Source organism: Colwellia sp. RSH04 (genome assembly GCF_003545765.1).
In the GTDB taxonomy this organism is placed as follows: domain Bacteria; phylum Pseudomonadota; class Gammaproteobacteria; order Enterobacterales; family Alteromonadaceae; genus Colwellia.
The window spans coordinates 329319-352999 of record NZ_QXIO01000001.1 but is presented as its reverse complement, the minus strand read 5'-3'; the positions used below and the strand labels follow the sequence as shown (position 1 = coordinate 352999).

Genomic DNA, 23681 nt, shown 5'->3' with positions numbered 1-23681 from the left:
TAGCAGAGCGTGTTGAATTTTGCAGAACTTTTTACCGCAAAAAACAACACGCCCAAATAATACCTTACTTATTTTTCAGTAATTTGCCAAACAGCAACTGAGCCCGATATTTCATTACCAACGACTAATAAGGCTTCATCGGTAGGGCTATCTTCAGCATTAATAAACTTCATCCCTTCTGGCGCTAAATCTCCTGTAATATCTGCACCTTCAACTAAACCTCTATTGTAAAAGTATTCAACAAATTTCACGTTGTAAGGATTAGTTATGTTGTAAGTGAGTATGCCACCCATGCGCTCAAGCCCGATAAAGGCATATGTTTGTGAGCCAACTTGACCTATTGCTAAAGTTTCAGGCTCAGCGCCTTTCGCATCTGAACGAGTATCACCCTCATTTTCATCTTCGTCATTATTAAATGATTCTCCATGAATTGAAGCAGTAATACGTGCTATTTCATCGCCTGAATCGAACACAACTAGACCATTTGAATCCCATATCGTGAAAGAGCGTGCCCCATAAGCGTAAAGTGTTGAGTATTCATCACTACCGTTTTTACCTAATGCATTAGTGACCAATAATCTTCCTAACCCTTTTTTACCGCCGTTTTCACTAACATAGGCATCTAATTCAGCGCTAACAGTGCCAAAATCTTCTAGGTCTTTTACGCGAGCTTCATCGGTATAAGCAATACAGATTTCTTCACCGTTATCCCATTCATAAATGCCATTTGGGAAGTCAGCTTCACATTGAGACTTACCCGCATCCTCGTCAGCTTCTTGTTCAAAGGCTATATATTCACGCCCGTCACCTTCATTTGCAGTAACAATAAAGTTAGTGCTTTGCCATTGATAACTCGCAATAGTATCGGGTTGATACATGCCATATAAATTTTGGTAGTGTTTAAAGTTTATCCCGCCATCTTTATCTGAAACATCAATTTTGTACTGACTCCAATCTTTAAAGCCTAAACCTTTAACCGTTACACTATTGTCACTCAAATCAACAATTGCTAAGGCATTATTTTCCTGTAAAGAAACATAGGCAAACTGGTTATCTTGTGAAATAGCGATATATTCAGGCTCTAAATCTTGTGCCACAGTGTATTGACGGACACTGCCCTTAATAGTGTGGCCTGATGGATTTGAGAATTTAGCACCTTGGCTTTCTAATTCAGCTTGTTGATCGTTAAAGGCTGCAAAAGTAAGGTTTATAGCGGCATCTTCAGGCATAGCATCAACAATATTGATCACTGATATTGACCCTTCTGGGTCGATGACATAATCACTACTTGGTTCACCTTCATTGGCGACCAATACTTTAGCGCCATCGTGGGTAAATACGACGTTATCAGGTAAATCACCCACTTCAACATTTTTAATGAAGCTAGGCGCAGCACCTGATATATCAAAAAAGGCAATATGGCCATTAACTCCCGCTGAGCCAGATGATACCGCAACAGCCAATAACTCATTGATATTATCAATTGCGATGCTGTTGGCATCGCCCGTTAAATTAGCGGTTTGTGATAAATCCAAGGTAATTGATGCGGTTAAATTTGTATTATTTATAACACCCTCAGCATCCGCGGTTAACTCATTTTTATCAATACTATTGGCATCTATAACCTCAACCACAGCAGGAGAAACTGAGCTATTGATGGCATAAATTGAATTAGTTGATTTTTGAAAGTCGACAATTTCAGCCGCACCTTCAGGAGCCTGTGCATTTAATACGCTACGGCCAACTAATTCAATGATGAGTGATGTGGGGGCATCTTTTCCATCAGTGCCATCAGTGCCGCTTATGCCAATAGGGCCAATATCACCCTGACCACCATCATCACCGTCAAAAGTACAGGCTGTTAAGGCGGTTAATAGTGCTAGTGTTGTGAGAGATTTAGTAAACTTCATTGTTTTTCCTTGGTAACTTATTGATAAATATTGCTATATCAACAGTGCGAGGTGACAACTTGAAGACAGTTTTATGATGAGATTATGACAGTCGCTGTAATGCAAGTTGATTTTTTCATAAACATATTGATAAAACATAAACGTAAATAACAATTATTATCATTTGTGTTTACTTTGTGGGAGAAGTTGATAGAATGCTCGCGTTTGATTATCACTCTCCAATATATTAAGGAAAAACATGAAACGTAGTTATTTATCGGTTGGTATTTCCCTCGCTCTTTTATCTCTAACAAAACCTGTTATCGCTGATGATGAAGCTGGTATTGAGGTCATTAAAGTACATGGTAGTTACTTTAATGACTACAAGGTTGATAGTGCATCGGGCGCTATGCGTACCAATGCTTCTTTATTAGAAACGGCTCAAGCAGTAACCGTGATTCCTGAAACTATTATTGACGAGCAGTTAGCAACAACACTTGGTGAAGTGCTCAATAATGTCGCCAGCTTATCGCCCGGCTCTAAACAAAGAAATCGTGAAGTGTTTAGCTCTCGTGGCTTTGTTTTAAGTTCATCAAATGGTTATTTACGTGATGGTCATCAGCATTGGTCTCATTATCAGCAACCTATTGAAACTCTATCGCATGTTGAGGTTATTAGAGGGCCTTCAAGTATTTTGTATGGTCAATCTGCGCCAGGTGGTTTAATTAATATGGTGACCAAGAAACCAACGAAAAACAGGCTTTTTGAACTTAGCGCAGATGTTGACCAACACGGTTCAAGTCGTTTGATGCTAGATGCCGGCGGAGAAATTGTTGAAGCGTTGAATTATCGTGGTGTTTTGGTTAAGCAAGATGTTATTTATGATCGTGAATATCAAAATGGTGAGCAGCGCGAGCGAGATCGCTTATTGGGTTCATTAAGTGTTGATTATAATATCAACGAGAATCTATTAATTAACGTGTATTATGATCAAACCAACGATAAAGCGGGGCTAGATACTGGCGCTTGGTTAGACAATAGTGGTGAAGTCATAGGTAACGATAAAACTATTCGAGACTTTTCTTGGGCCTTTACCGACATTACAGTGAGCAATGTCGGTAGCAGAGTGCATTACTTTTTTAACCCCGAATGGGAATTTAAACTAGGTTATAACGAGCAAACATTTGAGCGTCAACGTTTTGAGTCTTCGCCCAAAATGCCAAAAAACTATCAAATCGGTGATAGTTATGTTTCTAAGCCATACGATAGGTTTGATGATTGGCAATTCAAAACTTTTTATGTTGATTTAGTGGGCGAATTTTCTTTGGCATCAATGGATCACCAAGTCTTAATTGGAGTAAACAGCTTAGATTATTATTACGGGCAGTTAAAAACCAATGCTGCTCCTATTGATTATGTGCCCGGCGCTGTTGAACCAAGTAGGCCTGATATTAGCTATAAAACCGATGATAGTTTATATACCAGCGAATATGATTATTACGGATTGTATTTTCAAGATTTAGTGACCTTTAATGAGCAATGGCAAGCGGTATTAGGTGGTCGTTTTGATAAACAGAATAAAAAAGGTGCTGATAGTGACTCATTCGTGCCAAAGCTAGGTGTACTTTATCATCCAGTTGAAGAAGCGACTGTTTATGTTAATTACTCAGAAAGTTTTGAGCCGGCCTCAAGTGAAACCCTCAATGATGATACCGATGTGAACCATGGTATGGCGTTAGATGCGGTGACCTCTGCACAAATTGAATTAGGTGCAAAATGGCAAGTCTCTGAACGATTATTAATTGAAACGGCTTTGTTTGATATTGAAAAAAGTGGGGCGTTGATCAAAGAAACATTAGAGGATAACCCTGATTATGACACGATTACCACACAAGCAGGCTTGCAGCGCCATAAAGGGATGGAGCTCTCAGCACAGGGGGCACTAACCGATAGGTTATTTATGATGGCATCGGCAATGTACTTAGAGGCTGTTTATGAACGCGATACTAAATATCAAGGCAAAACACCTGTTGATGCGCCGAAGTGGTCAGTTTCTATTTGGTCTCGTTATGAACTTACTGAAGCGTTAGCGTTAAATGCGGGAGTGTTTTATCAAGGAGAACGCTATGCCGATAGCGATAACATGGTGACTAAAGATGCTTACGCACGAGTCGATTTAGGGGCAAGCTATCAGGTAGATATTAGAGGAACGCTAGTTGATTTTCGTTTGAATATTGAGAACGCATTAGATACTGATTATCTTGCCGGCGGTGGTATTAATAATGTCACCATAGGTGATAGTAGAGCCGCTCGTTTTGAAGTGAAGGCATCGTTTTAACGAGTAATCTCAAGTGAATTAATAAAGCATTAAGCTGACTAATTCATTTTTAATGGGGTTAACTATATTACCCAGCTTAGCGCTGGGTAAATCGTCAATATAGATTTTATTTTAATAAGTGCAGTTAAAGCACTTTTCTGGGTTGTTATCTTGTATGAAAATTAGAAAAACGTTCTTTTGGTTACACCTTATTTTAGGTTGTAGTGCTGCACTATTTGTCTTGTTAATGTCAATTACTGGCGTTGCGTTAACCTATGAACGCCAAATGATTAAAGCAGCTGAAAGGGCTGATTATGTGAAACCACCAACAAACGGTGCGCAAGCCTTAACACTTGATAATTTCATTATAGTTGCAAACTCCCTTGTTGCTGAGAAAGCCAAAAAAACTGAAAAGAAACCGTCAATAACGCTGACAAATGAGCTAGGTGCGCCTGTTGTTATTAAAGTTGGTCGTAAGGTGCTTGCCTACCTTAACCCATATACAGCTGATGTGATGGCAGAGCCGGGGAAAAACACAAAAATATTTTTTAAGAAGTTACGAGGCTTTCATCGCTGGTTGACTTTAGATGGTACTTTTAGTGAAACGGGTCGCTGGATAAATGGTGTGGCTAATGTGTTTTTTTTCATCTTGCTATTAACGGGGGGATATCTTTGGTTACCTAAGCGCTTCAAAACTAAGGCCTTCAAGCAAAAATTAACGATAAGCTCAAAGCATGCTTCAGTAAAAGCGCGTGATTATCAATGGCATAATGCTTTTGGTTTTTATATGTCGCCCATCCTTTTTATTGTTATTGTCACGGCGTTCTTTTTTTCATTTAAGTGGCCCGGACAAACGTTAAAGCGTGTGGTTTCATCAGAATCGATAGCGATAACTTCTGCTCAAGCTTTGACAATAGCTCAGCAATCGCAACAGTTATCTCAACAAGCGTTAATCACTGCGTTATCAGCAGAATTTACTGGTTGGCAGAGTATTCAATTTTTAATACCGACTTTAAACCAAAGTATACAAATATATCAGGTGGATAATGGCAATGGTGGCGAGCCGCAAAAGCGGCTATCTGTTGCTCTGAGCACATTAACAGGAGAGGTTGTCGAGAAGCAAACCTTTGACCAAGCATCAAATTATCGACAAGTGCGCAGTTATATCCGTTTTTTACACACAGGTGAAGCATTTGGCTTAGTGGGGCAAACGCTAGTAGGTCTGGCATCATTGTTAGCTTGTTTATTGGTTTACACTGGCGTGATGTTGTCTTGGCGTCGCTGGCAAGCGAGCCGAGCTGCAAAGTTAACTTAATTAGTTATCACTTGAAAGCCCTTTTAACTTTTCACTAGCTAAGGTTGATGCAGTTATAAATTGATTAACTTGCATCAACAATGGCTGGCAATTCAATTATCGTTTACTATGTAAGTAAGCATTTATTGATTGGTGAAAGCATTGAAAAGGATTTTTTTGGTCTTAATAGCCTTTGCATTACATTTTTTGTTAGTACAGCTTGGCTCTTTGTTTGTATTACCATTTGGCATTACAAGCGTTATATGGCCAGCAGCAGGGGTTATCTTAGGGCTTTATCTGGTCTATGGTTTTCCTGTGCTTGTGGGTGCATTCTTTTCTACTCTACTATGCTATTTTTTAGATGAAAAAATGGCAGCAATGCCACCATATATTTTACTTGTTTTAGCACTAATCAACATCGCTAAATTCTATATTAGTAGAGTATTAGCAGAGCGCTTTATTTTACCGATAAAAGTACATCTCGCGGCTGATATTATTAAATTCTTAGTATTTATAGGCCCTGTTGCCGCATTTTTGCCTGCCATTGCTTTTTTTGCAGCCTTAATTTGGCAAACAAACCTATCTATTGATGTTATTACTTTTATTAGTGCATCAAAATGGATTGGTGAGTTCATAAGCATGGTGTTTATCACACCAATCATCTTATTTTTAACCCAAAATAAGTTCGTTAGAAAAGGTAAACGGCCCTTAGCGTCAACGTTAACCACATTTGTCATTATCGTTGTCATATATGCCATTTATTTCTTATTAAATTTTTTACAACAGTCAGAAAAGGAGCAGCAATTTAGGGCGGCAACAGCGCCATTTATCGAAAGAACTTACTTAGCCACTGAAATAATTAACGCTAACTTGAAAAGCTTAAATGGTGTAATAAAGGTAAATGAACACCTCTCTATAAAGCAATTTTCTGGCTTTACTTCACGTATTATTAATGACGATATTAAACTTCGGGCTTTGGGCTGGTTACCTTTAGTGTTAGCAAGCGAAAGAGAAAAATTTGAAGCATTACTTGTAGAACAATCATTGTCCTCTAACGGCATTAAGCAGTTAACAACTACCGGGCTAAAACCAGCGGCTGAAAAAGATTATTACTTACCGATTAAATATTTAAGCCCGTTAGAGGTAAATCAAGCGGCTATTGGTCTTGATGTCTCATCACACCCTCTTATTAAAGAGAGTGTCAGTAGCGCAATTAACAATAAGCAATCTGTGATAACGCCTATGGTTCCTCTTGTGCAGCAAATGGATAAATATACCGGTGTTATTGTTTACTCTCCTGTTTTTTCAAGTTTATCAGGTGCTAAACCTACTCTTATCGGTTTAGTTGAAGCCGTTTTTGAGTTAGATAAATTGTTTTTTAATGTGCATCAACGTACTGCCCATGATGACTATAGTTTTCAATTATCTTATGGCGAGAATAATGTTTTTCAATCACCACTATATAATGAAAATAATGTGTTTAAGTATAAAGTGAACCTGAAGCTTTTCGATAAAAAGGCGACTATTACCTTTACTAGTACTCAAGAATTTGAACGCCGTTTGATTAATTGGCAAGGTCTTATTGTTATTGTTATTAGTTGCTTAATCGGCATAGTTTGTGTGATGTTTGTCTTTTTTATCGTTACGTATAACACATCACTTAAGAAGACGGTTGAGGATAAAACGAAACAACTGGTAGAGCAAAATAGTGAGTTAATGGCAGCAAACAAAGCTAAAAACTTGTTCTTAGCTAACATCAGTCATGAATATAGAACACCATTAAATGCGATTATTGGCTTTACCGATATTGCTCAACGGGAAGTTGAGGATAAAGCCGCTTTAGAGTATTTAGCACAAATTCAAGCATCTTCAGACATTTTGCTTAAGATAGTGAACGACGTTTTAGATACTTCTAAGATTCAATCTGGTGAGCTGGCATTAGAAAGTAGAGCCTTTAATCCTAGTGTGGCAACACAGCAAGTTGTTGATATGTTAAATGAAAAGGCAATAGAAAAATCGATTGTTGTTGAAACAGAATTAGCAGAAAGCTTTTCATTGTGGGTGTTAGGAGATGAAACTCGATTTAAACAAATTTTACTTAACCTATTAAGTAATGGGATTAAATTTACTAAGCAAGGTCGTGTGCTCATCAAAGCTGAAACAAAAGCTGGTGAACAAGGTATGAGAGTCTTAGTTGTTTCGGTAAAAGATAGTGGCATTGGCATTAATAGAGAGGCGCAAGAACAGTTATTTCAACCTTTTACACAGGCTGAGCATTCAACAACGCGAAAATATGGTGGCACGGGGTTAGGGTTAGCTATTGTTAAGCAGCTTTGTGTCATGATGGGGGGAGATATAAAACTTAACAGTGAAATAGGGCAAGGCTCTGAGTTTGTTTTTGATATTACATTACCTGTTACTGATGCCATTGTTCCCTCTAAAAGTTCACCGGCAAGCTCGACAGAGAATAAAGCATTAACAAATTTAAAAATATTAGTGGTTGAAGATAATAGAGTTAACCAAATTGTTGTGAAAAAACAATTGGCATCATTAGACCTTACGTGTGACATAGCAGGAGATGGCCAAGACGCGCTGGAATATTTGGCTAAACACATCCCCGATTTAATATTGATGGATTTACAAATGCCTAATATGGATGGCTTTACTGCATCAGAAATCATTAAGAATGATGCCAAGCTTAAACATATTCCTATTGTCATTTTAAGTGCTAGTGTTGGCGCTGAAGATAAACAAAGAGCCGCCGAATTAGGGATTTATGACTTTATTCATAAACCGTTTAAACTTGACGAATTATTAAAAATTCTCTGTAAATATGCTTCTTAGAAAGTCTTATTGATATATTAATATTGATAAATTAACCGGTGCGTATTTGGGATGTAGTTTGTTGTTTTAACAACACCTCTGCTTTAGCACCTAGGTAAACATAAATACCTAAACCAATCAGCAAACCGACTGATGTTGCCATCATTGCGACAGCATTAACTAAGTACTCTGACGATCCTAGTACCGATTTAAACATTAGCAATAACGCTTCAATCGATACGGCGATAAGTATTGTGGCAATAAAACGAGTAATTGTTCTTCTTGTTGAGCTATGCCTTAAAATATCTTTTTGCATTAGTACTTCTTCTTCGATAGTTGTTTTACCTAAGTCAAAAATGGCTAAAGCCAAGGTTAAGAAGATGATGATGCCAAAGGGCTTGATTTTTAAATCTTCAGGGGAAGGAGTTATTATCAAACTCACAATTTCATTGCCGGCAGAAAAAAGTAAAATTGCGACGATAAAAAATAGGCCAATTACTATTGAGGTATAAATAACACTAAAAAAAGGGTGGAACTGTTTGCGCTTTATATCACCCATTAAGAATTCAATAGCATGGGCAAGATCAATATCTATTACTAATATGCCAATCACAGCTCCCGAATTATCGGTATATTTTATGGCGGTAGAAATACAAAGGTTATGGCTAGAGGATGATAAATACGGCTCGGTAACGACAATGTGTTCATTTTCACTGGCTTTTATATAGTAAGGTCGGTAAGAGCGATCTGTGCCTTTACCTTTATTAGCTGTTTTTTTTCTTAGTTTATTATGAGAAAAGTTATGGCTATTTTGTACCCCGTGTTTATCTAAAGTAAACATCAGTTCTATAAAAGGGTAGTGTGAACTTAGCCAATTCATAGAGTCGCTAAGTAATTGCTCATCTTCAAAGAAGTTTTTATCAAATGAGCCTGCAATTATTGAAGCCATTAACTCATGAATCGCTTCTTTATATTCATGATATCTTTCCATCACGCTAATGTAATTCATAATGCAATTTCTACTCTATTGAACAATAACAATAACAATAACAATAACAATGACAATAATTGTCTAAGTCTAAAGACATCTAAATTATTGCTATTTTTAGATGTCTTTATTTTTATAATCGAATTGTAAGCAATCACCTTTGCTGTCGAATATTACCGGTATTGATATTGTGCTCATTTTGCTCTATATCCCATTGACTGATCGATATATGTTTTAATTCACTGAATAAATAGATCATTGAAGTTAATTGTTGATATATATTTTTCATCATTTTTAATTACTCTATAAATACTGTTGATATTAGTTAGGTGCTAGTCAGAAACTTCGCTAGATTGAGTTTCTAGTAACGTGTTTTCTTCTAAAGATAACTCTTTTATCAGTGCAAAATTACTTTTCGTTATGGTATTTGAGTCAATCAAAATAGCGTTAGATAAATCAGCCAGCGCACCTTTATTGTCACCTTGAAAATACTTTGAAATAGCACGGTTACTATAACTTAGTGATTTGAAGTAGTTTACCTTTGAATTATTATCCAAGTTTATTGATTCAATGATGGAGACGGCTTTGGTGCAAGCCTTATCAGAAAAGCTATTTGTTGTATCAGTCAGGTAGCTGACGCATAAGGCCATGTTATCGTTATATGCTTTTACTGTACTGCTTTGAAAACCAGCAGACTTTTTGATTTTAGCAATTTTAAATTTATCAGGGGTTTCAGTAGCCATTGCAGTATTGCTTAGTAATGCGGTTAAGATAATTGTATTTACAAGAGAAAAAGATAATTTCATGTTGTTGCTCCATTAATTAACGTATCAACGCGATACATCACCACTATAGAAATTTATAAAAAATCTGACAAACGATTAAACTGAACTTATAAGGTGAAATTATTTCACCTATTGTGTGTCATTTAGTCCTTAGCAAAGGTTTGTTGAACCCAATCAGCAAAACGTAATAAGTCTTCATTGTTTTCCATATTTTCATGCTGAATTAAATAGTATCTGTCTCTTGTATTAAGCTCTTCATCAAAGAGCCTAATCAATAACTGCTCACTAAACCATGTTTTGCTCATAGGCAAGGGAACTAAGGCAACTCCCATGCCTTGTTGGGCAGCTCTGGCTACTCCGAACATACTGTCAAACTGAATGATTTGTTTAGGGTCGAAATCTTCAATACCAACATTGTCTGCCCATTGGTGCCAAGACCATGGTCGTGAACTATGCAAGATTAGCGGTGTATTGCTTAATGCACTGAAACCTTTGCTCTTAAGCTTTTTGTACAACGCTTTATTACATGCTGGAACATACCGTATAGGAAATAGCTCATGTACGATACTCGCATTAGGTTTGCCGCTAGCTAATACAATCGATAAATCAGCGACTTGAGTATGTTCATTGCCTGCCTTTATTGTTTCTAATTGCAAGTTGATATCAGGGTTTGTTGCCGACCATTCACTGAGTCGAGGAATAAATAATTCGCTGGCAAAGAATTCAGGCAAACTGATAATAATAGTTTTATTTTGCTGCTTATGAGTAAACTCTGAAATGGTCGATTCTAATTGATGAATTATTGGTTGAATTGATTGATAAAATTGCTTGCCAGCACTGGTGAGCTCAATTGATCGAGTACTTCTTTTGAACAATGTAATACTTAGCTGAGATTCGAGTTGCTTAATTTGATGACTTACTGCAGACGGAGTAATAAATAATTGGCTTGCGGCATGTTTGAAGCTCAAGCATTTTGCAGCCACACAGAATGAGCGAAGACCTCTAATAGGTGTTTGTATAGACATAATAATTAAAAAATTTGGATTGACTATTAAGAAATAGCAATAGGTATGCCATAACTCAAGTTGTTGTTTTTTTTGGGTTTAATTATTCAAGGGAAAGGCTGGTGGAAGTTTGTTGCACTGTTTTAGGGCACTCGCACTTCGATGAAACTGACTATAACAATTTTAGCTGTGACACTGCAATATATTAAATTTAGGGCAAAAAAAAGGGCATCAAAGATGCCCTGTAAGCAAAACCATATAATTATTGACTAACTACAATGCTTATTAAAAAGAATCGGGGATGATTCAGAACCAAGTTAAGTGTATAGATAGAAACTCTGTACAGCAAATGAGATGATTTCATCTTATAAGTGAATAATATTCATGTGGTCATTAGGGCGTGTTACTTCAAAGCGATCCCTTTCTTATACCAGTTGGTATAATCTTTATTGGCCACTTAACCTTTTCCCAAAAGAAATAGCATAGGCTGCTGAACGCATTCTTAATATAGGATCTTCGCTTGGTGTAAAACCTGCTGAAATAATATTGGGGTCAAAATTAATGTTTTTGCACAGCTCTCCACCACTCGTTTTAACAGTAATAGTGCCAAGTTTTTCCTGAGGACGATCACTAGGCCATATTTGTGAAGGATCAACGGTGCTATCTTCTGTCTTGCCTATCGTTGCCATAAGGGTAAAACGAATAGTTTCATCTTTAAGTTGTTGGGCAAAAGTATCTGCTAAAAATCTTGTTGGCATTTGAGCAACTTCTGCTTTATCTAATGTCTTCACACCTAAACTAGGCTCGATATGCCAGCGAAATTTAGTTTTTTGACCATTACTTTTTTCATAAAAAAATGTGTGGAGACCAAAAAACTCAGTATTGGCGTATGATGAAGCAGTTTTAGCTGATTTATTCCACATAGCATTAGCTTGTACGCTTGGATGTTCTTGAATATATTGTAATGTTTTAGATGGATCGCGCTGTCCGTTTTTATCAGGTAGTAATGTTGATAAAAAACCATAAAAGATTTCTGGGTTTTTGCCTGCAAACACTGGAAAATTATTTCCAGTGAAAGTGTGTAAGGAACCATTAGGTAGTTTTATTTGAAAGCCCATTCCACGTGCACCGGGTGACTTTTCATTACTATTAGGGTTAGCACCACCCAACGAAAATCGAATAGATACAGGGAGCTCACCTTTTGAAAGTAATTCTGCGCCTTTAAAATTTTTATTTGGCGATGGAGTAAAAGTTCCAGAGGCACAAAGACCATTAGCATGTGCTTTTCTATAACCTAGATGTTGTCCACCCATTTTTTCGAATAAATCTATAAAATCAGATGCCTGAATGGTATTTTGGTTTGCAGCTTCATTTGCCTTTAGAGCCGTACTTAAAAGTAGAACAGAAGTAGCAATACCAGCTGTAATTAGGTTGTTTCTCATTCAATTGCCTTAATATTTATTTCGTAGCCATTACGAGTAATCTGACTAAAAAGATCAGGATATTATCTAAAATATTAACAAAAGATAATATGACTAGTATGTCAGAATTAGATCACGCACAGGGTGCAGAATAGATGGGGTAGGTCGTTAGCGTATTCATTGTTAAATTTCAGACGAAAAAAAAACCTTAACATCATTGCTTTTCAGACGAAAAAAAACCTTAACATTGCTGCTAAGGTTTTTGTTCTTCCTCTCGGGATGAATGGTGCCGACTGCCGGAATCGAACTGGCGACCTACTGATTACAAGTCAGTTGCTCTACCAACTGAGCTAAGTCGGCACACAAAACTGTGTGCGATATCTAAGGATATCCTGGCACCAAAATAATGCTTTTACTGTTAAATAACTGAAGCACCATTTCTAAATATGGTGCCCCGACCCGGAGTTGAACCAGGGACACGCGGATTTTCAATCCGCTGCTCTACCAACTGAGCTATCGGGGCTAACCTGTATTAACTTGGCTTAATTTGCTGCCTCGTTAAGACGGGGCGTATTAAACTGTTTTTCCTTTTCCCCGTCAACCCTTTTTTTGCAATTTTATAAGAAAAAATGTTTGTTTGCTTACTTTTAATACGTTTCAGTCATAAAAACAGCAAATTATTCACTTGGAGGTACGTATCCTTCAATTTCAGGTTCTTTTCCTTCGAATAAATAACCAACCATTGCTTGTTCTAAAAATGCTCTATCGTCAGGATTCATCATATTCATTTTCTTTTCATTGATTAACATGGTTTGTTTTTTTTGCCACATGGTCCATGCTTCTTTAGAAATATTATCAAATATTCTCTTGCCCACTTCACCGGGGTAAAGTTGAAAAGCTAAACCTTCTAAATCTTTGTTGAGGTGTTGGCAAAATACGGTACGGCTCATAATGTTCAATCTCTAATGTTAATTTATTAATAGTTTATCAATATTCTATGATATCGATAATATTGAATAGTTAGTTCTTAAAAGAGGCTTAGCTGTTTAAGCAGTTTTTCTGTAGAGGCAGCTAAACCGACATTTTCTTTAATTGATAAATCATACCACCTTTGCTGTGCCGGTTCGTTTATTTCTTTTGGTTTTGTTTCAATACAATCAACGACTATTGGGGTGATATCTAAATGAAAATGGCTAAAAGTGTGTCTAAATTCTTTTAATGGGTGCTGTGTTGATTCAGTTAAATTTAATGAAGTTAAGAGTGATTGAAGTTCATTGGTTTCACTGATCTCATAAAAACACCATAATCCCCCCCAGATACCTGTTGGTGGACGTTTATGCATTAATACCTTTGTTGATTTATCGTTGGTTACACGTGGAATAACCATAATGGTATTTTTTTCTGGAATTTTCTTTTTAGGTTTTTTTTGTGGAAATAAAGCTTGTTGATCACTAGCTTTCGCTAGGCAGCTTTTTTCTACAGGGCATAAAGTACATTGTGGTTTGGAGCGCGTGCATACTGTTGCACCCATATCCATCATTGCTTGATTAAAACTTGCCGTTTCTTTTGCTGGGGTAAGTGTTTCACTTAGTTGCCAAAGTGCTTTGTCAAATTTACTCAGGCCATTGTAGCCTTCAACTAAATAGCTACGTGCTAATACGCGTTTAACGTTGCCGTCTAAAATGGGATGATGTTGGTTTAATGATAGGCTTAAAATGGCTCCTGCGGTTGAGCGCCCTATACCCGGTAGCGCAATAACTTGTTCAATATTGGTTGGAAAAATACCATGGTATTCATTCGCGATTATTTTCGCTGATTTATGTAAGTTTCGAGCCCGCGCATAATAACCAAGCCCTGTCCAATGGTGTAATACCGTATCTTCATCAGCATTTGCGAGATCAGTTATTGTAGGAAAACTGGTCATAAAGCGTTCATAGTAAGGAATTACGGTTGCAACTTGTGTTTGTTGCAACATAATTTCAGATATCCATACGCTATAAGGGGTCTTATTTTGCTGCCAAGGTAAATGTTTTCTACCTTGCTTGTGATACCAAGTGACAATATTAGCAGCAAACTGCTCGGCTGATTTTTTTGAAATATTAATAGATTCATTCATAGAGGGGCAGTGTAGCAAATTTGTTATAAGGCTCAAATAGGCAAAATTGTTTGTCAGTAGACTATGCTACATCATATAATACGCGCAATTCTTGCCTTATCTTTTAAAAGGCGAACCAGAACAGTAACTCTTAAGGCTAAATTATGAAACTTGAAGCAAAAAATCGCAGTCGTCGTTTACGTAAAAAATTACGTGTAGATGAATTTAAAGAGCTTGGCTTTGATATAGCATGGAAGTTTAAAGAAGATATCACTGATGAAGAAGTAGATACCTTTATGGATCAGTTTTTTGCTGAAGTCATTCAGCCGAATGGCCTAGGTTTTGGCGGTGAAGGTGATACGTTATGGCATGGCCTTATTTGCACACAAAAGTTAGGCTCATGTACTGAAGAGCATAGAACTGCTGTTGAAGCTTGGTTAACTGAACATGGCGTTAAGTCAGTTTCTGTCAGCGCATTATATGATGTTTGGTGGGCTGAATAGTCATGACAGAAAAAACACATAAAACCATTGAACAAGCTGAGCAAGAAGGTAAGTACATAAGAAAAGTTCGTAGCTTTGTTAAGCGTGAAGGACGATTAACTAAAGGACAAGAGCGAGCTTTAACAGATCATTGGCAAGATATGGGACTGAATCATAGCGATGGCTTGATTAACCCTAAAACGGTCTTTGGCAATGATAACCCTGTCGTGCTTGAGATTGGTTTTGGAATGGGTAAGTCACTGGTTGAAATGGCAAAAGCAGCACCAGAATTAAACTTTATTGGTATAGAAGTGCATAAGCCAGGCGTTGGTGCATGTATTTCATTTGCTGTTGAACAAGGGGTTAAGAATTTACGTGTTTATGAACATGATGCGATAGAAATATTAGCTGATTGTATACCTGAAAAAGTACTATCAACGGTACAGTTGTTCTTTCCCGATCCTTGGCATAAAAAGAAGCATCACAAGCGAAGAATAGTTTCTCTGACTTTTGTTGAAACTATCCGTCAGAAATTAAAAATTGATGGTGTATTTCATATGGCAACAGACTGGGAAAACTATGCTGAGTGTATGCTAGAAGATATGCAAAACTCACCGGGTTACCAAAACCTATCTGAAACGAATGACTATGTGCCTCGTCCTGAATCGAGACCACTGACTAAATTTGAAGATAGAGGTCATCGACTAGGCCATGGCGTTTGGGATTTACAGTTTAAAAGGTTACCTTAGCAGAAATTAAGGTAAGAATTGTTGCTCAACATGAAACAAGTGTTGAGCATTACGTATGTTCCCCGACTTTTCTAACCATTCTTTAGTAATTATTTCTCTCTCTAAAGCCGCATGTAATATGCGGCTTTTGTATTGCGTCCAATAAAATATAGTTGCTTGCTCATGGCAGGCATTATTTGGATATTGCTCTGAGCGCGTTTCAGCTAACTCTTCTTTAATTGCCATGATAACTTTAGCTTTAAGGTTTTGCTCTATGTTTTGCTTAAATTGAGTGAATTTTTTAGCTTTATAGAGTTGCCATATAAGCCAAAATAGAGCGCCAAAGGCTATTAACACAATTATTTCCATTCGTTTTTCACCAAATAATTCTAAAAAGCATAAGACATAAGAGTAGTTATCTTAACATTTTTCTTCAGTACGTTAAAAATAACTGCGAAACCCACCTACATTAGTTAGACTGTGCTGATAAATCACAAGGAATTTACACCATGGTAAGAATAATATTACTCTTGATAGTGACTTTACTATCATCGAAGAGCTTCGCTGAAAACTCAATTCAAAAACTTTTTAAAAAAGTGAACCCTGCCGTTGTCGAATTGCATGTTAAATCACTTGCTGGCCCACAAATGGGGCAAGTCACTTATAAACAAAAAACAGCTGAATCACTTGGTTCAGGTGCTTTAATAAGTAAAGAGGGGCGTATTTTAACCGCTGCTCATGTTATTGATAAGGCAACAGAGATTCAAATTGAATATACAGATGGAACCAAGACGTCTGGTCATGTGGTTTGGATAGAGCCATTAATTGATTTAGCCATGATCCAAGCTGGAGAAGTGCCTTCGCATATAAAGCCAATTAAGTTAGCTAAAAAGGAAAGCTACGAAGTGGGTGAGCAAGTGGTTATTATTGGCGCACCATTTGGTGTAAGTCATAGTTTATCAGTAGGTTATTTAAGTGGCATAAGAGATGGCAAGGCTATTCCAGGTTCAACTTTAACGCCTAGATTACTGCAAACTGATGCTTCTATTAATGTAGGTAATTCTGGTGGTCCTATGTTCAACCTTAAGGGGGAAATTATTGGAATTGTTAGTCATATCCTTTCTAAAAGTGGTGGAAGTAATGGTTTAGGGTTTGTGGTCTCGGTAGATACAGTTCAACAAGTTATCGATGGTGATCCTGGGACGTTTTCAGGCTTTATTCCACTGTTACTCACTAAAGAAAAAGCGCTGGCCCTTAATAATAGCGCAGGGCACGGTATGTTAATTCAGCATGTAATTCCAGGCACGCTAGCTGATAAACTAGGATTTAGAGGCGGTAACCTTAATGTGATTATTGGTCAAGCTCCAGTGTTACTTGGTGGAGACATTCTGTTATCTATCGGCGGACAAAAAATTACAGACTTAGCATCAGCTGTAAAAATTAAACAGCGTTTTTCTCAAGTAAAAAAAGGAGAGAAAATTGTTTTTAAATTTTTAAGAAATGGTGAATTAAAAGAAGTTTTTTGGCAAGTGGAATAAAGTATTTATGAAGCCTACTCAATACTTGTAGGCTTCATATAAAAGTCTTTTTCTGTCATTTGTTGTTAACATTGTGTTAACTGCAGTGGAGTTTGTTGACATTTGTCGTAAACACGCATTTAATGAGATATACCTTAAATAAGGACAGCGCTAGTTTTATTACTATAAATGTAAATGGACGATTATAATGATGATTAAAACTGTGGGGTTAAATAATAAGTTAAGTCGGCGTCTGTTGATTTATATATTATTATGTAGCATATTTTTTTCAGTTTGTTCTACTTTCGTGCAACTCTATTCATCATTTCAAGATGATCTTTCCTTATTAGAGCAACGCTTTGATAACATCAAACAAAGCTATCTTCCAGCCATTGCCACAAGTTTATGGGATTTCAATGAGTCGCTTGTTATTGTGCAACTACAAGGTATCGTCGACTTACCCGATATTAAATATGTAAAAATATTCAATGACTATGATTATCAGGCACAATTAGGTAATGCTGATATTGAAGTAAAAAAATACGTTGAATATCCCGTAATGTATGGTGATAACCTTGTAGGTAAACTTGAAGTATATGCTGATTATCAAGATATTTATCAGCATCTATATCAACAAGCCGGTTTTATTCTTACCAGTGAGTTTATTAAAATATTTTTGTTAGTTTTTTTCATCGTCATTATTGTCAATAAACTGATTACAAAGCATTTATTTATTATTACAAAATTTGCACAACAGTTAGATAGTCAACATCTAGAGCAAGAATTAATTTTAGAAAACCGTTATGAGCAAAAAGATGAGTTAGACTTTTTAGTTGATGCTATCAATAGCATGAGACTTAACCTTAAAGATGAAATAGGTAAACTCGAAGAAGCTGAGAATGCCTTATTAGCATTAAATGGCGAGTTGGAAGCTAAAGTTTATGATAGAACATCTAAATTAGCTGACAGTAACGAACAATTACAGCAAAGTGTGGATGATCTAACACTAGCTAAAGATAAAATAGTGCAATCTGAAAAAATGGCTTCATTAGGGCAGTTAGTAGCAGGAGTAGCTCATGAAGTAAATACACCTTTAGGTATATGTGTTACCTCAATTACAGCCTTAAAAGAAAAAGTTGTTGAATTGCAACGTTCAATTGATGATGAAAAGTTAACGAAATCATTTTTAGTCGATACCTTACATTTACTTACTGAATACCAAGAAATTATCGAACGAAGCTTAGTAAAATCTGTTAACTTAATTCGAAGTTTTAAGTCGGTCGCGGTCGAGCAACATAGTGATCCTGAAGTCGTTGTCCCACTTGCTAAGCACATACGTGATGTAGTGAATACCGTTAAAACGATGTTTAAGCAAAAGAACTATAATATTAAACTGGATCTAGATGATGAGTTGAATGTGTTAACTTTTCCTAGTGCATGGAACCAAGTGATTACTAATTTTTTAGTTAATTCACATATTCATGGCTTTGACGGTATAAAAGAAGGTGAAATAACGATATCTCTCGCTGAGAAAAATGGCTTTATAACGTTACTATATACCGATAATGGTAAGGGTATTCCAGAAGAAGTTAAAAATAAGATATTTGAACCTTTTGTAACAACTAAACGTGGTCAAGGGGGCTCAGGGTTAGGTCTAAATATTGTGTTTAATTTAATTGATGCCAAACTCGGTGGTACAGTAGAGTTACTTCAAGTAGAGCAAGGGGTATGCTTTAAAGTAAAAGTGCCAATTAATATAGCGAATGAAAACACTTCATTAATTGGCACGGGGTAATCGTATTAGTATATACCTTTATGGCGACATACCTTTAAGGCAAAGAGTTCAGTTAATTAAATCGCGCTAAACTATAGGGCGTTAAATCAACATCAGTTTTCTCACCTGATAATAATTGCCCAATCAGGCTTCCTGTAATTGCACCTTGTGTTAAACCGAGATGTTGATGACCTAAAGCACAAAAAATATTTTCATGCTTGGGGGCTTTTCCTATAACGGGTAATGAATCAGGTAACGAAGGTCTGAACCCTAACCAACGCTGATCTTCATCTGCACTTTCAGGATCAAAAGGGCTTATTTCATTAATCAACTTCTCAGCATGCTTAAAGAGTAAATCAGCACGTTTATAATTTGGTTTTTGTTTTAAACCCGCAAATTCAACCGTACCTGATAGTCTTAAACCATGTTGCATTGGTGTCATGATAAACTTTCTTTCAGCTGAAGCAACAGGCCTCGTTAAGGAAGGAAGGTTACTTTCATTTTTAGGTAAATCTAAAGAGTAACCACGTTCAACTTCTAATGGCAGTTTATAGCCCAATTTAGCGAGCACTTCTTTAGACCATGCCCCTGTAGCAATAACTAATTGATCATAAGTAAATGATTTATCTTCACTGTGTATTATTACCTTATCGTTATTTGTGGTTATATTTGAAACAGTAAGTTTTTGATATGACACTCCCTTAGTAAATGCTAGCTCTGCTAATACGTCACAAATTTTTGCAGGGCTTGCAGTATGGCCTACATCAGTGAAGAATAATGAGTAGTTAACGCTATCACTCAATTTAGGCTCTAAAGCCAGTGTCTTTTCTCTGTCTAGTAATTCAACATTTACACCTGCACTATGATAATGTTGCCAGTGCTTTTTGACTTGCTCATAAGGCGTACCTTCAAACACTAACAAACTACCATCGGTAGTCAGTAAATGCTCAGCATTAGCTTCTTTTAGTAGTGGCTTATAATATTCTATTGCATTTTTATTTAATGCTTTGATTGCGTTGCTATTTTTATTACGTGTACGGGCAGGCATATTGGCCATAAAGCGTAAAAACCAAGGTAATGCTTTAGGGAAATAAGCGGGTGACAATGCCATTGGCCCTAAAGGGTCAAGTAATAGTTTTGGTAATTGCCAAAGCAAACTGGATTCTGCTAGCGGAAAGACTTGCTCAGTGGCAAAATGACCTGCATTGCGCTGAGAGCAGCCTGCGCCTATACCTTCTTTATCGATTAACGTTACTTCAAACCCCAGAGTTTTAAGTGTTAGCGCGCAGTTAATGCCGACTATACCAGCACCTAGCACAGCTACATGTTTGTGATTACAGTTATTCATCGTATTTTTCCCATATTACAACTCAGGCGGTTGAGACATTATATAAAATTTTTTATACAATACTGAAATTAAGACTTGCTTGTTAAAAATAATTGTATACAATATGCTGTACGAATACTAGCGATACTTATAAGGTATTTTGATTTTTTTTAAAGCATAGCCGATAAATTAACAATAACTATTGATTGGCAAGGTGTTTACCTTGTCGTTACAACACAACGGTGATTTATCAATGACCTGTTAATCAACTAATTTTGAATCAACTCAAACTATGGTTGTTATGCTTATTATACAAGGCTTTGTTTCTTGGCTATCAAATACTCCACGTATACTATTAACTAAAAATAACATGCAAATGTTGAAATAATTAACAACAATACGTTAGTAATTCGTATTGATTTAACAAAATTTAACCTGTAGTTCTTTAGACAATTGTTTAGTAGTTTTTGGAATTAAGTTACCGTTAAGTGAAAGTAGTTTGCTTTATTTTTAAGGTGAGCTTTTTGGCAGATAAACCGAAGGGAAGATTATGATAAAAGGCACATATGCATGCATAGACGCTCACACTTGTGGAAATCCAGTAAGGTTAGTTACTAGTGGTCATCCTAATTTGAAAGGAAGCACCATGAGTGAAAAACGTCAGGATTTTTTAGAAAATTATGATTGGATAAGACAAGGGTTAATGTTCGAACCTCGTGGTCATGACATGATGTCTGGTGCTTTTATATATCCTCCTTGTAGTGAAAATGCAGATGCAAGCATTCTTTTTATCGAAACTTCTGGTTGCTTACCTATGTGTGGTCACGGCACCATTGGTACTGTGACATCAGCACTTGAAGCTGGCTTAATAACACCAAAAGAGACGGGGCACTTAATTCTAGATGTTCCAGCAGGTCAAATTCGCATTGAGTATCAACAAGAAGGCAAAAAAATTACTTCAGTTAAAATATTTAATGTACCAGCTTATCTTGCTCATCAAGATGTAACGCTAGATATTGCTGGCTTAGGTCAACTTACGGTAGATGTATCTTATGGCGGAAATTACTACGTTATTGTAGAGCCGCAAGAAAACTTTCCAGGTATTGATGAGTGGAGTGCTAGTGAAATATTGCATTGGAGCCCTATTGTTAGAGAAGCAGCGAGTAGAGCCGTTTCTTGCGTCCACCCAGATGATCCAACAGTATGCGGTGTATCTCATGTGCTGTGGACAGGTAAGGGGCAGAATGTGAATTCAGATGCAGCTAATGCAGTTTTTTATGGTGATAAGGCTATAGATAGGTCACCTTGTGGTACAGGAACAAGCGCACGTATGGCTCAGCTTTTTGCTAAAGGGCATTTACAAGCGGGCGAAACCTTTATTCATGAAAGCTATATTGGAAGTCAATTTGTTGGAAAAATTGAAAAAACTATTCAATTAAATACACCAAATGGTGAAATAACTGCGATTAAACCGAGTATTCAAGGCTGGGCACATGTCTTTGGTCAAAACACAATAACCATAGATGATGATGACCCTTATGCGTTCGGTTTTATCGTGAACTAAGCTGCAATACTTTTAAGAAATAAATTCAAATGCATTACACAGTACGTGTAATTTAACTAATGAAGAGAAAATTATGACTATTTCAGGAAAAAATTTAGTTGCTGGTGAATGGACTGGCAAAGTTGAAGGCGGTTTTACTGCATTCGATGCAAATACCGGTGAAGCATTAGCGCAATCATATGCTGATGCAACTGAAGCTGAAATTAATGAAGCAGTAACTTCAGCGAATGAAGCGTTCAAAACATTTGGTACTTTAGCACCAGCAAAACGTGCGCAATTTTTACGTACTATTGGCGAACAAATTGTAGCGCTAGGTGATGAATTAGTCGATATGGCTACAACAGAAACTGGCTTACCTGCAATGCGCATTCAAGGTGAACGCGGTCGAACTGTTGGTCAATTAAACTTGTTTGCTGACTTATTAGATAGCGGTGAATACCAAGGTGTTATTGATTTAGCTGATGCAGAGCGTCAGCCTCTACCTAAACCAGATACACGTTTAGGGTATCTTCCATTAGGTGTTGTTGGTGTTTTTGCAGCGAGTAACTTCCCGTTAGCATTCTCTACTGCAGGTGGCGATACTGCATCTGCATTAGCCGCAGGTTGTCCTGTTGTGATGAAAGCTCATGCCGCTCACCCAGGTACTGCTGAATTAGTTGCACAAGCTATTTTAAAAGCGATTGAAATCTGTGAATTGCCAAGAGGTGTTTTTTCATTACTTCAAGGTAAGAATTATGCCATTGCAAGTCAAATTGTTACACATCCACTAGTTAAAGCCGTTGGTTTTACTGGTTCTGAACGTGTAGGTTTGATTTTACAACAGCAAATTAACGAACGTCCTGAACCTATACCATTTTATGGTGAGTTAGGTAGTTTAAACCCGCAGTTGATCATGGCAAATAAAGTTGCACAAGATGGCGAAGCATTAGCACAAGGTTTAGTCGCATCATTAATGATGGGGCAGGGCCAATTCTGTACTAGCCCTGGTGTTTGGGTTGTTGTTGAAGATGAAAATTATGCTACTTTTGAAGCGGCGGCGGCTAAAGCAATTAGCGAGCAACCAGCAGGCGTAATGCTTACACCTAAAATGGCAGAAGGGTATATCGCAACTGTTGCTGAGTGGAAAAACTCAGGTGCTAATTTAGTAGCAGAAGGCAAAGCTGCTGATGTTGCCCATCATGCGAGTGCTTACTTATTCTCTGCTGATTTAGCTACATTTAAAAATACTGATTTACTACGTGAAGAAGTGTTTGGTTCAACTGCTCTTATTGTTCGTTGTAAAGATGGGGCTGAGCAACAAGAATTCATTTCGTATATAAAAGGTCAATTAACGGGTGTTATTCATGCTGTTGATGCTGATTTAGACGCAACTCGTCAAATTGCACAGTTATTAGTACATAAAGTTGGTCGTTTAATTTATAATCAAATGCCGACAGGTGTAGAAGTATGTGCATCAATGAACCATGGGGGGCCATTCCCAGCTTCAACCGATTTACGAACAACTTCTGTAGGTAGTAAAGCGATTACTCGCTTCCAAAGACCAATTTGTTATCAGAATATGCCGAAAGAATTATTGCCCGAATTGCTAAAATAAGGCAAAAATGGGTAAATAATTAAAAAAAATGAGGAGTTATTGAAAAATAGCTCCTTTTTTGATGGTTTTATGCAAATGA

Annotated in this window: 19 protein-coding genes and 2 tRNA genes; 9 read left to right on the top strand and 12 right to left on the bottom strand. The window is 37.0% G+C overall.

What is annotated here, in order from left to right; translation table 11 throughout:
* Positions 1 to 68 precede the first annotated feature (68 nt).
* On the bottom strand, positions 69 to 1910 hold the full coding sequence (locus D1094_RS01435) for a choice-of-anchor I family protein (RefSeq protein ID WP_118958292.1): 1842 nt from the start codon (positions 1908 to 1910) through the stop codon (positions 69 to 71).
* A 238-nt stretch (positions 1911 to 2148) separates the two neighbouring features.
* Between D1094_RS01435 and D1094_RS01430 the strand changes: the two genes are divergently transcribed.
* From D1094_RS01430 to D1094_RS01420, 3 genes are all read left to right on the top strand, one after another.
* On the top strand, positions 2149 to 4227 hold the full coding sequence (locus tag D1094_RS01430) for a TonB-dependent siderophore receptor (protein WP_118958291.1): 2079 nt from the start codon (positions 2149 to 2151) through the stop codon (positions 4225 to 4227).
* A gap of 154 nt (positions 4228 to 4381) precedes the next feature.
* Positions 4382 to 5521 carry a PepSY domain-containing protein gene (locus D1094_RS01425; protein ID WP_118958290.1) on the top strand — a complete coding sequence of 380 codons (1140 nt, stop codon included), beginning with the start codon at positions 4382 to 4384 and terminating at the stop codon, positions 5519 to 5521.
* A 141-nt stretch (positions 5522 to 5662) separates the two neighbouring features.
* On the top strand, positions 5663 to 8344 hold the full coding sequence (locus D1094_RS01420) for a CHASE domain-containing protein (RefSeq protein WP_147361041.1): 2682 nt from the start codon (positions 5663 to 5665) through the stop codon (positions 8342 to 8344).
* A 31-nt stretch (positions 8345 to 8375) separates the two neighbouring features.
* On the opposite strand, the gene D1094_RS01415 is transcribed toward D1094_RS01420, so the two are convergent.
* From D1094_RS01415 to mutY, 9 genes are all read right to left on the bottom strand, one after another.
* On the bottom strand, positions 8376 to 9332 hold the full coding sequence (locus D1094_RS01415) for a PDC sensor domain-containing protein (RefSeq protein ID WP_118958288.1): 957 nt from the start codon (positions 9330 to 9332) through the stop codon (positions 8376 to 8378).
* A 133-nt stretch (positions 9333 to 9465) separates the two neighbouring features.
* Positions 9466 to 9603: a hypothetical protein gene (locus tag D1094_RS18580; RefSeq protein WP_182440066.1), complete on the bottom strand. Its 138-nt coding sequence runs from the start codon at positions 9601 to 9603 to the stop codon at positions 9466 to 9468.
* Positions 9604 to 9643: 40 nt separating this feature from the next.
* Positions 9644 to 10117, bottom strand: a complete 474-nt coding sequence (locus D1094_RS01410; RefSeq protein ID WP_118958287.1) for a hypothetical protein — start codon at positions 10115 to 10117, stop codon at positions 9644 to 9646.
* A gap of 122 nt (positions 10118 to 10239) precedes the next feature.
* Positions 10240 to 11115, bottom strand: a complete 876-nt coding sequence (locus D1094_RS01405) for a LysR substrate-binding domain-containing protein (RefSeq protein WP_118958681.1) — start codon at positions 11113 to 11115, stop codon at positions 10240 to 10242.
* A gap of 431 nt (positions 11116 to 11546) precedes the next feature.
* Positions 11547 to 12542, bottom strand: coding sequence for a catalase family peroxidase (locus tag D1094_RS01400; protein WP_118958286.1), 996 nt, complete (start codon positions 12540 to 12542; stop codon positions 11547 to 11549).
* 263 nt (positions 12543 to 12805) lie between these two features.
* Positions 12806 to 12881, bottom strand: a tRNA-Thr gene (locus tag D1094_RS01395).
* 87 nt (positions 12882 to 12968) lie between these two features.
* Positions 12969 to 13044 (bottom strand) — tRNA-Phe (locus D1094_RS01390).
* A gap of 154 nt (positions 13045 to 13198) precedes the next feature.
* Positions 13199 to 13471, bottom strand: coding sequence for an oxidative damage protection protein (locus tag D1094_RS01385; protein WP_118958285.1), 273 nt, complete (start codon positions 13469 to 13471; stop codon positions 13199 to 13201).
* A 77-nt stretch (positions 13472 to 13548) separates the two neighbouring features.
* Positions 13549 to 14637: an A/G-specific adenine glycosylase gene (gene mutY / locus D1094_RS01380; protein ID WP_118958284.1), complete on the bottom strand. Its 1089-nt coding sequence runs from the start codon at positions 14635 to 14637 to the stop codon at positions 13549 to 13551.
* A 143-nt stretch (positions 14638 to 14780) separates the two neighbouring features.
* On the opposite strand from mutY, the gene D1094_RS01375 reads away from it, so the two are divergent.
* Entirely contained in the window at positions 14781 to 15119 is a 339-nt protein-coding gene (locus D1094_RS01375; RefSeq protein WP_118958283.1) for a 50S ribosome-binding protein YggL, read from the top strand.
* A gap of 2 nt (positions 15120 to 15121) precedes the next feature.
* Positions 15122 to 15847, top strand: coding sequence for a tRNA (guanosine(46)-N7)-methyltransferase TrmB (gene trmB / locus D1094_RS01370; protein ID WP_118958282.1), 726 nt, complete (start codon positions 15122 to 15124; stop codon positions 15845 to 15847).
* 6 nt (positions 15848 to 15853) lie between these two features.
* Here trmB and D1094_RS01365 read toward each other — a convergent pair whose 3' ends face one another.
* Positions 15854 to 16195: a hypothetical protein gene (locus D1094_RS01365; RefSeq protein ID WP_118958281.1), complete on the bottom strand. Its 342-nt coding sequence runs from the start codon at positions 16193 to 16195 to the stop codon at positions 15854 to 15856.
* Positions 16196 to 16335: 140 nt separating this feature from the next.
* Here D1094_RS01365 and D1094_RS01360 point away from each other — a divergent pair, with 140 nt between their 5' ends.
* The gene (locus D1094_RS01360) at positions 16336 to 17364 is read left to right on the top strand and encodes a S1C family serine protease (protein ID WP_118958280.1); all 1029 of its coding nucleotides are present in this window, start codon (positions 16336 to 16338) and stop codon (positions 17362 to 17364) included.
* Positions 17365 to 17650: 286 nt separating this feature from the next.
* Positions 17651 to 19138 carry an ATP-binding protein gene (locus tag D1094_RS01355; protein WP_182440065.1) on the top strand — a complete coding sequence of 496 codons (1488 nt, stop codon included), beginning with the start codon at positions 17651 to 17653 and terminating at the stop codon, positions 19136 to 19138.
* A 52-nt stretch (positions 19139 to 19190) separates the two neighbouring features.
* Here the strand turns inward: D1094_RS01355 and D1094_RS01350 are convergent, their stop codons facing one another.
* Positions 19191 to 20465 carry an FAD-binding oxidoreductase gene (locus tag D1094_RS01350; protein WP_118958278.1) on the bottom strand — a complete coding sequence of 425 codons (1275 nt, stop codon included), beginning with the start codon at positions 20463 to 20465 and terminating at the stop codon, positions 19191 to 19193.
* Between the two features lie 529 nt (positions 20466 to 20994).
* On the opposite strand from D1094_RS01350, the gene D1094_RS01345 reads away from it, so the two are divergent.
* Entirely contained in the window at positions 20995 to 22008 is a 1014-nt protein-coding gene (locus D1094_RS01345) for a 4-hydroxyproline epimerase (protein ID WP_118958277.1), read from the top strand.
* A gap of 73 nt (positions 22009 to 22081) precedes the next feature.
* On the top strand, positions 22082 to 23602 hold the full coding sequence (locus tag D1094_RS01340) for an aldehyde dehydrogenase (NADP(+)) (RefSeq protein WP_118958276.1): 1521 nt from the start codon (positions 22082 to 22084) through the stop codon (positions 23600 to 23602).
* The last annotated feature ends 79 nt before the right edge of the window (positions 23603 to 23681 follow it).

Coding starts and splice junctions, on each gene's coding strand:
- D1094_RS01340 (WP_118958276.1), top strand. CDS start 22,082: ATGACTATTTCAGGAAAAAATTTAGTTGCTGGTGAATGGACTGGCAAA.
- D1094_RS01425 (WP_118958290.1), top strand. CDS start 4,382: ATGAAAATTAGAAAAACGTTCTTTTGGTTACACCTTATTTTAGGTTGT.
- D1094_RS01430 (WP_118958291.1), top strand. CDS start 2,149: ATGAAACGTAGTTATTTATCGGTTGGTATTTCCCTCGCTCTTTTATCT.
- D1094_RS01410 (WP_118958287.1), bottom strand. CDS start 10,117: ATGAAATTATCTTTTTCTCTTGTAAATACAATTATCTTAACCGCATTA.
- mutY (WP_118958284.1), bottom strand. CDS start 14,637: ATGAATGAATCTATTAATATTTCAAAAAAATCAGCCGAGCAGTTTGCT.
- D1094_RS01365 (WP_118958281.1), bottom strand. CDS start 16,195: ATGGAAATAATTGTGTTAATAGCCTTTGGCGCTCTATTTTGGCTTATA.
- D1094_RS01360 (WP_118958280.1), top strand. CDS start 16,336: ATGGTAAGAATAATATTACTCTTGATAGTGACTTTACTATCATCGAAG.
- D1094_RS01435 (WP_118958292.1), bottom strand. CDS start 1,910: ATGAAGTTTACTAAATCTCTCACAACACTAGCACTATTAACCGCCTTA.
- D1094_RS01345 (WP_118958277.1), top strand. CDS start 20,995: ATGATAAAAGGCACATATGCATGCATAGACGCTCACACTTGTGGAAAT.
- D1094_RS01350 (WP_118958278.1), bottom strand. CDS start 20,465: ATGAATAACTGTAATCACAAACATGTAGCTGTGCTAGGTGCTGGTATA.
- D1094_RS01400 (WP_118958286.1), bottom strand. CDS start 12,542: ATGAGAAACAACCTAATTACAGCTGGTATTGCTACTTCTGTTCTACTT.
- D1094_RS01385 (WP_118958285.1), bottom strand. CDS start 13,471: ATGAGCCGTACCGTATTTTGCCAACACCTCAACAAAGATTTAGAAGGT.
- D1094_RS01375 (WP_118958283.1), top strand. CDS start 14,781: ATGAAACTTGAAGCAAAAAATCGCAGTCGTCGTTTACGTAAAAAATTA.
- D1094_RS01415 (WP_118958288.1), bottom strand. CDS start 9,332: ATGAATTACATTAGCGTGATGGAAAGATATCATGAATATAAAGAAGCG.
- trmB (WP_118958282.1), top strand. CDS start 15,122: ATGACAGAAAAAACACATAAAACCATTGAACAAGCTGAGCAAGAAGGT.
- D1094_RS18580 (WP_182440066.1), bottom strand. CDS start 9,603: ATGATGAAAAATATATATCAACAATTAACTTCAATGATCTATTTATTC.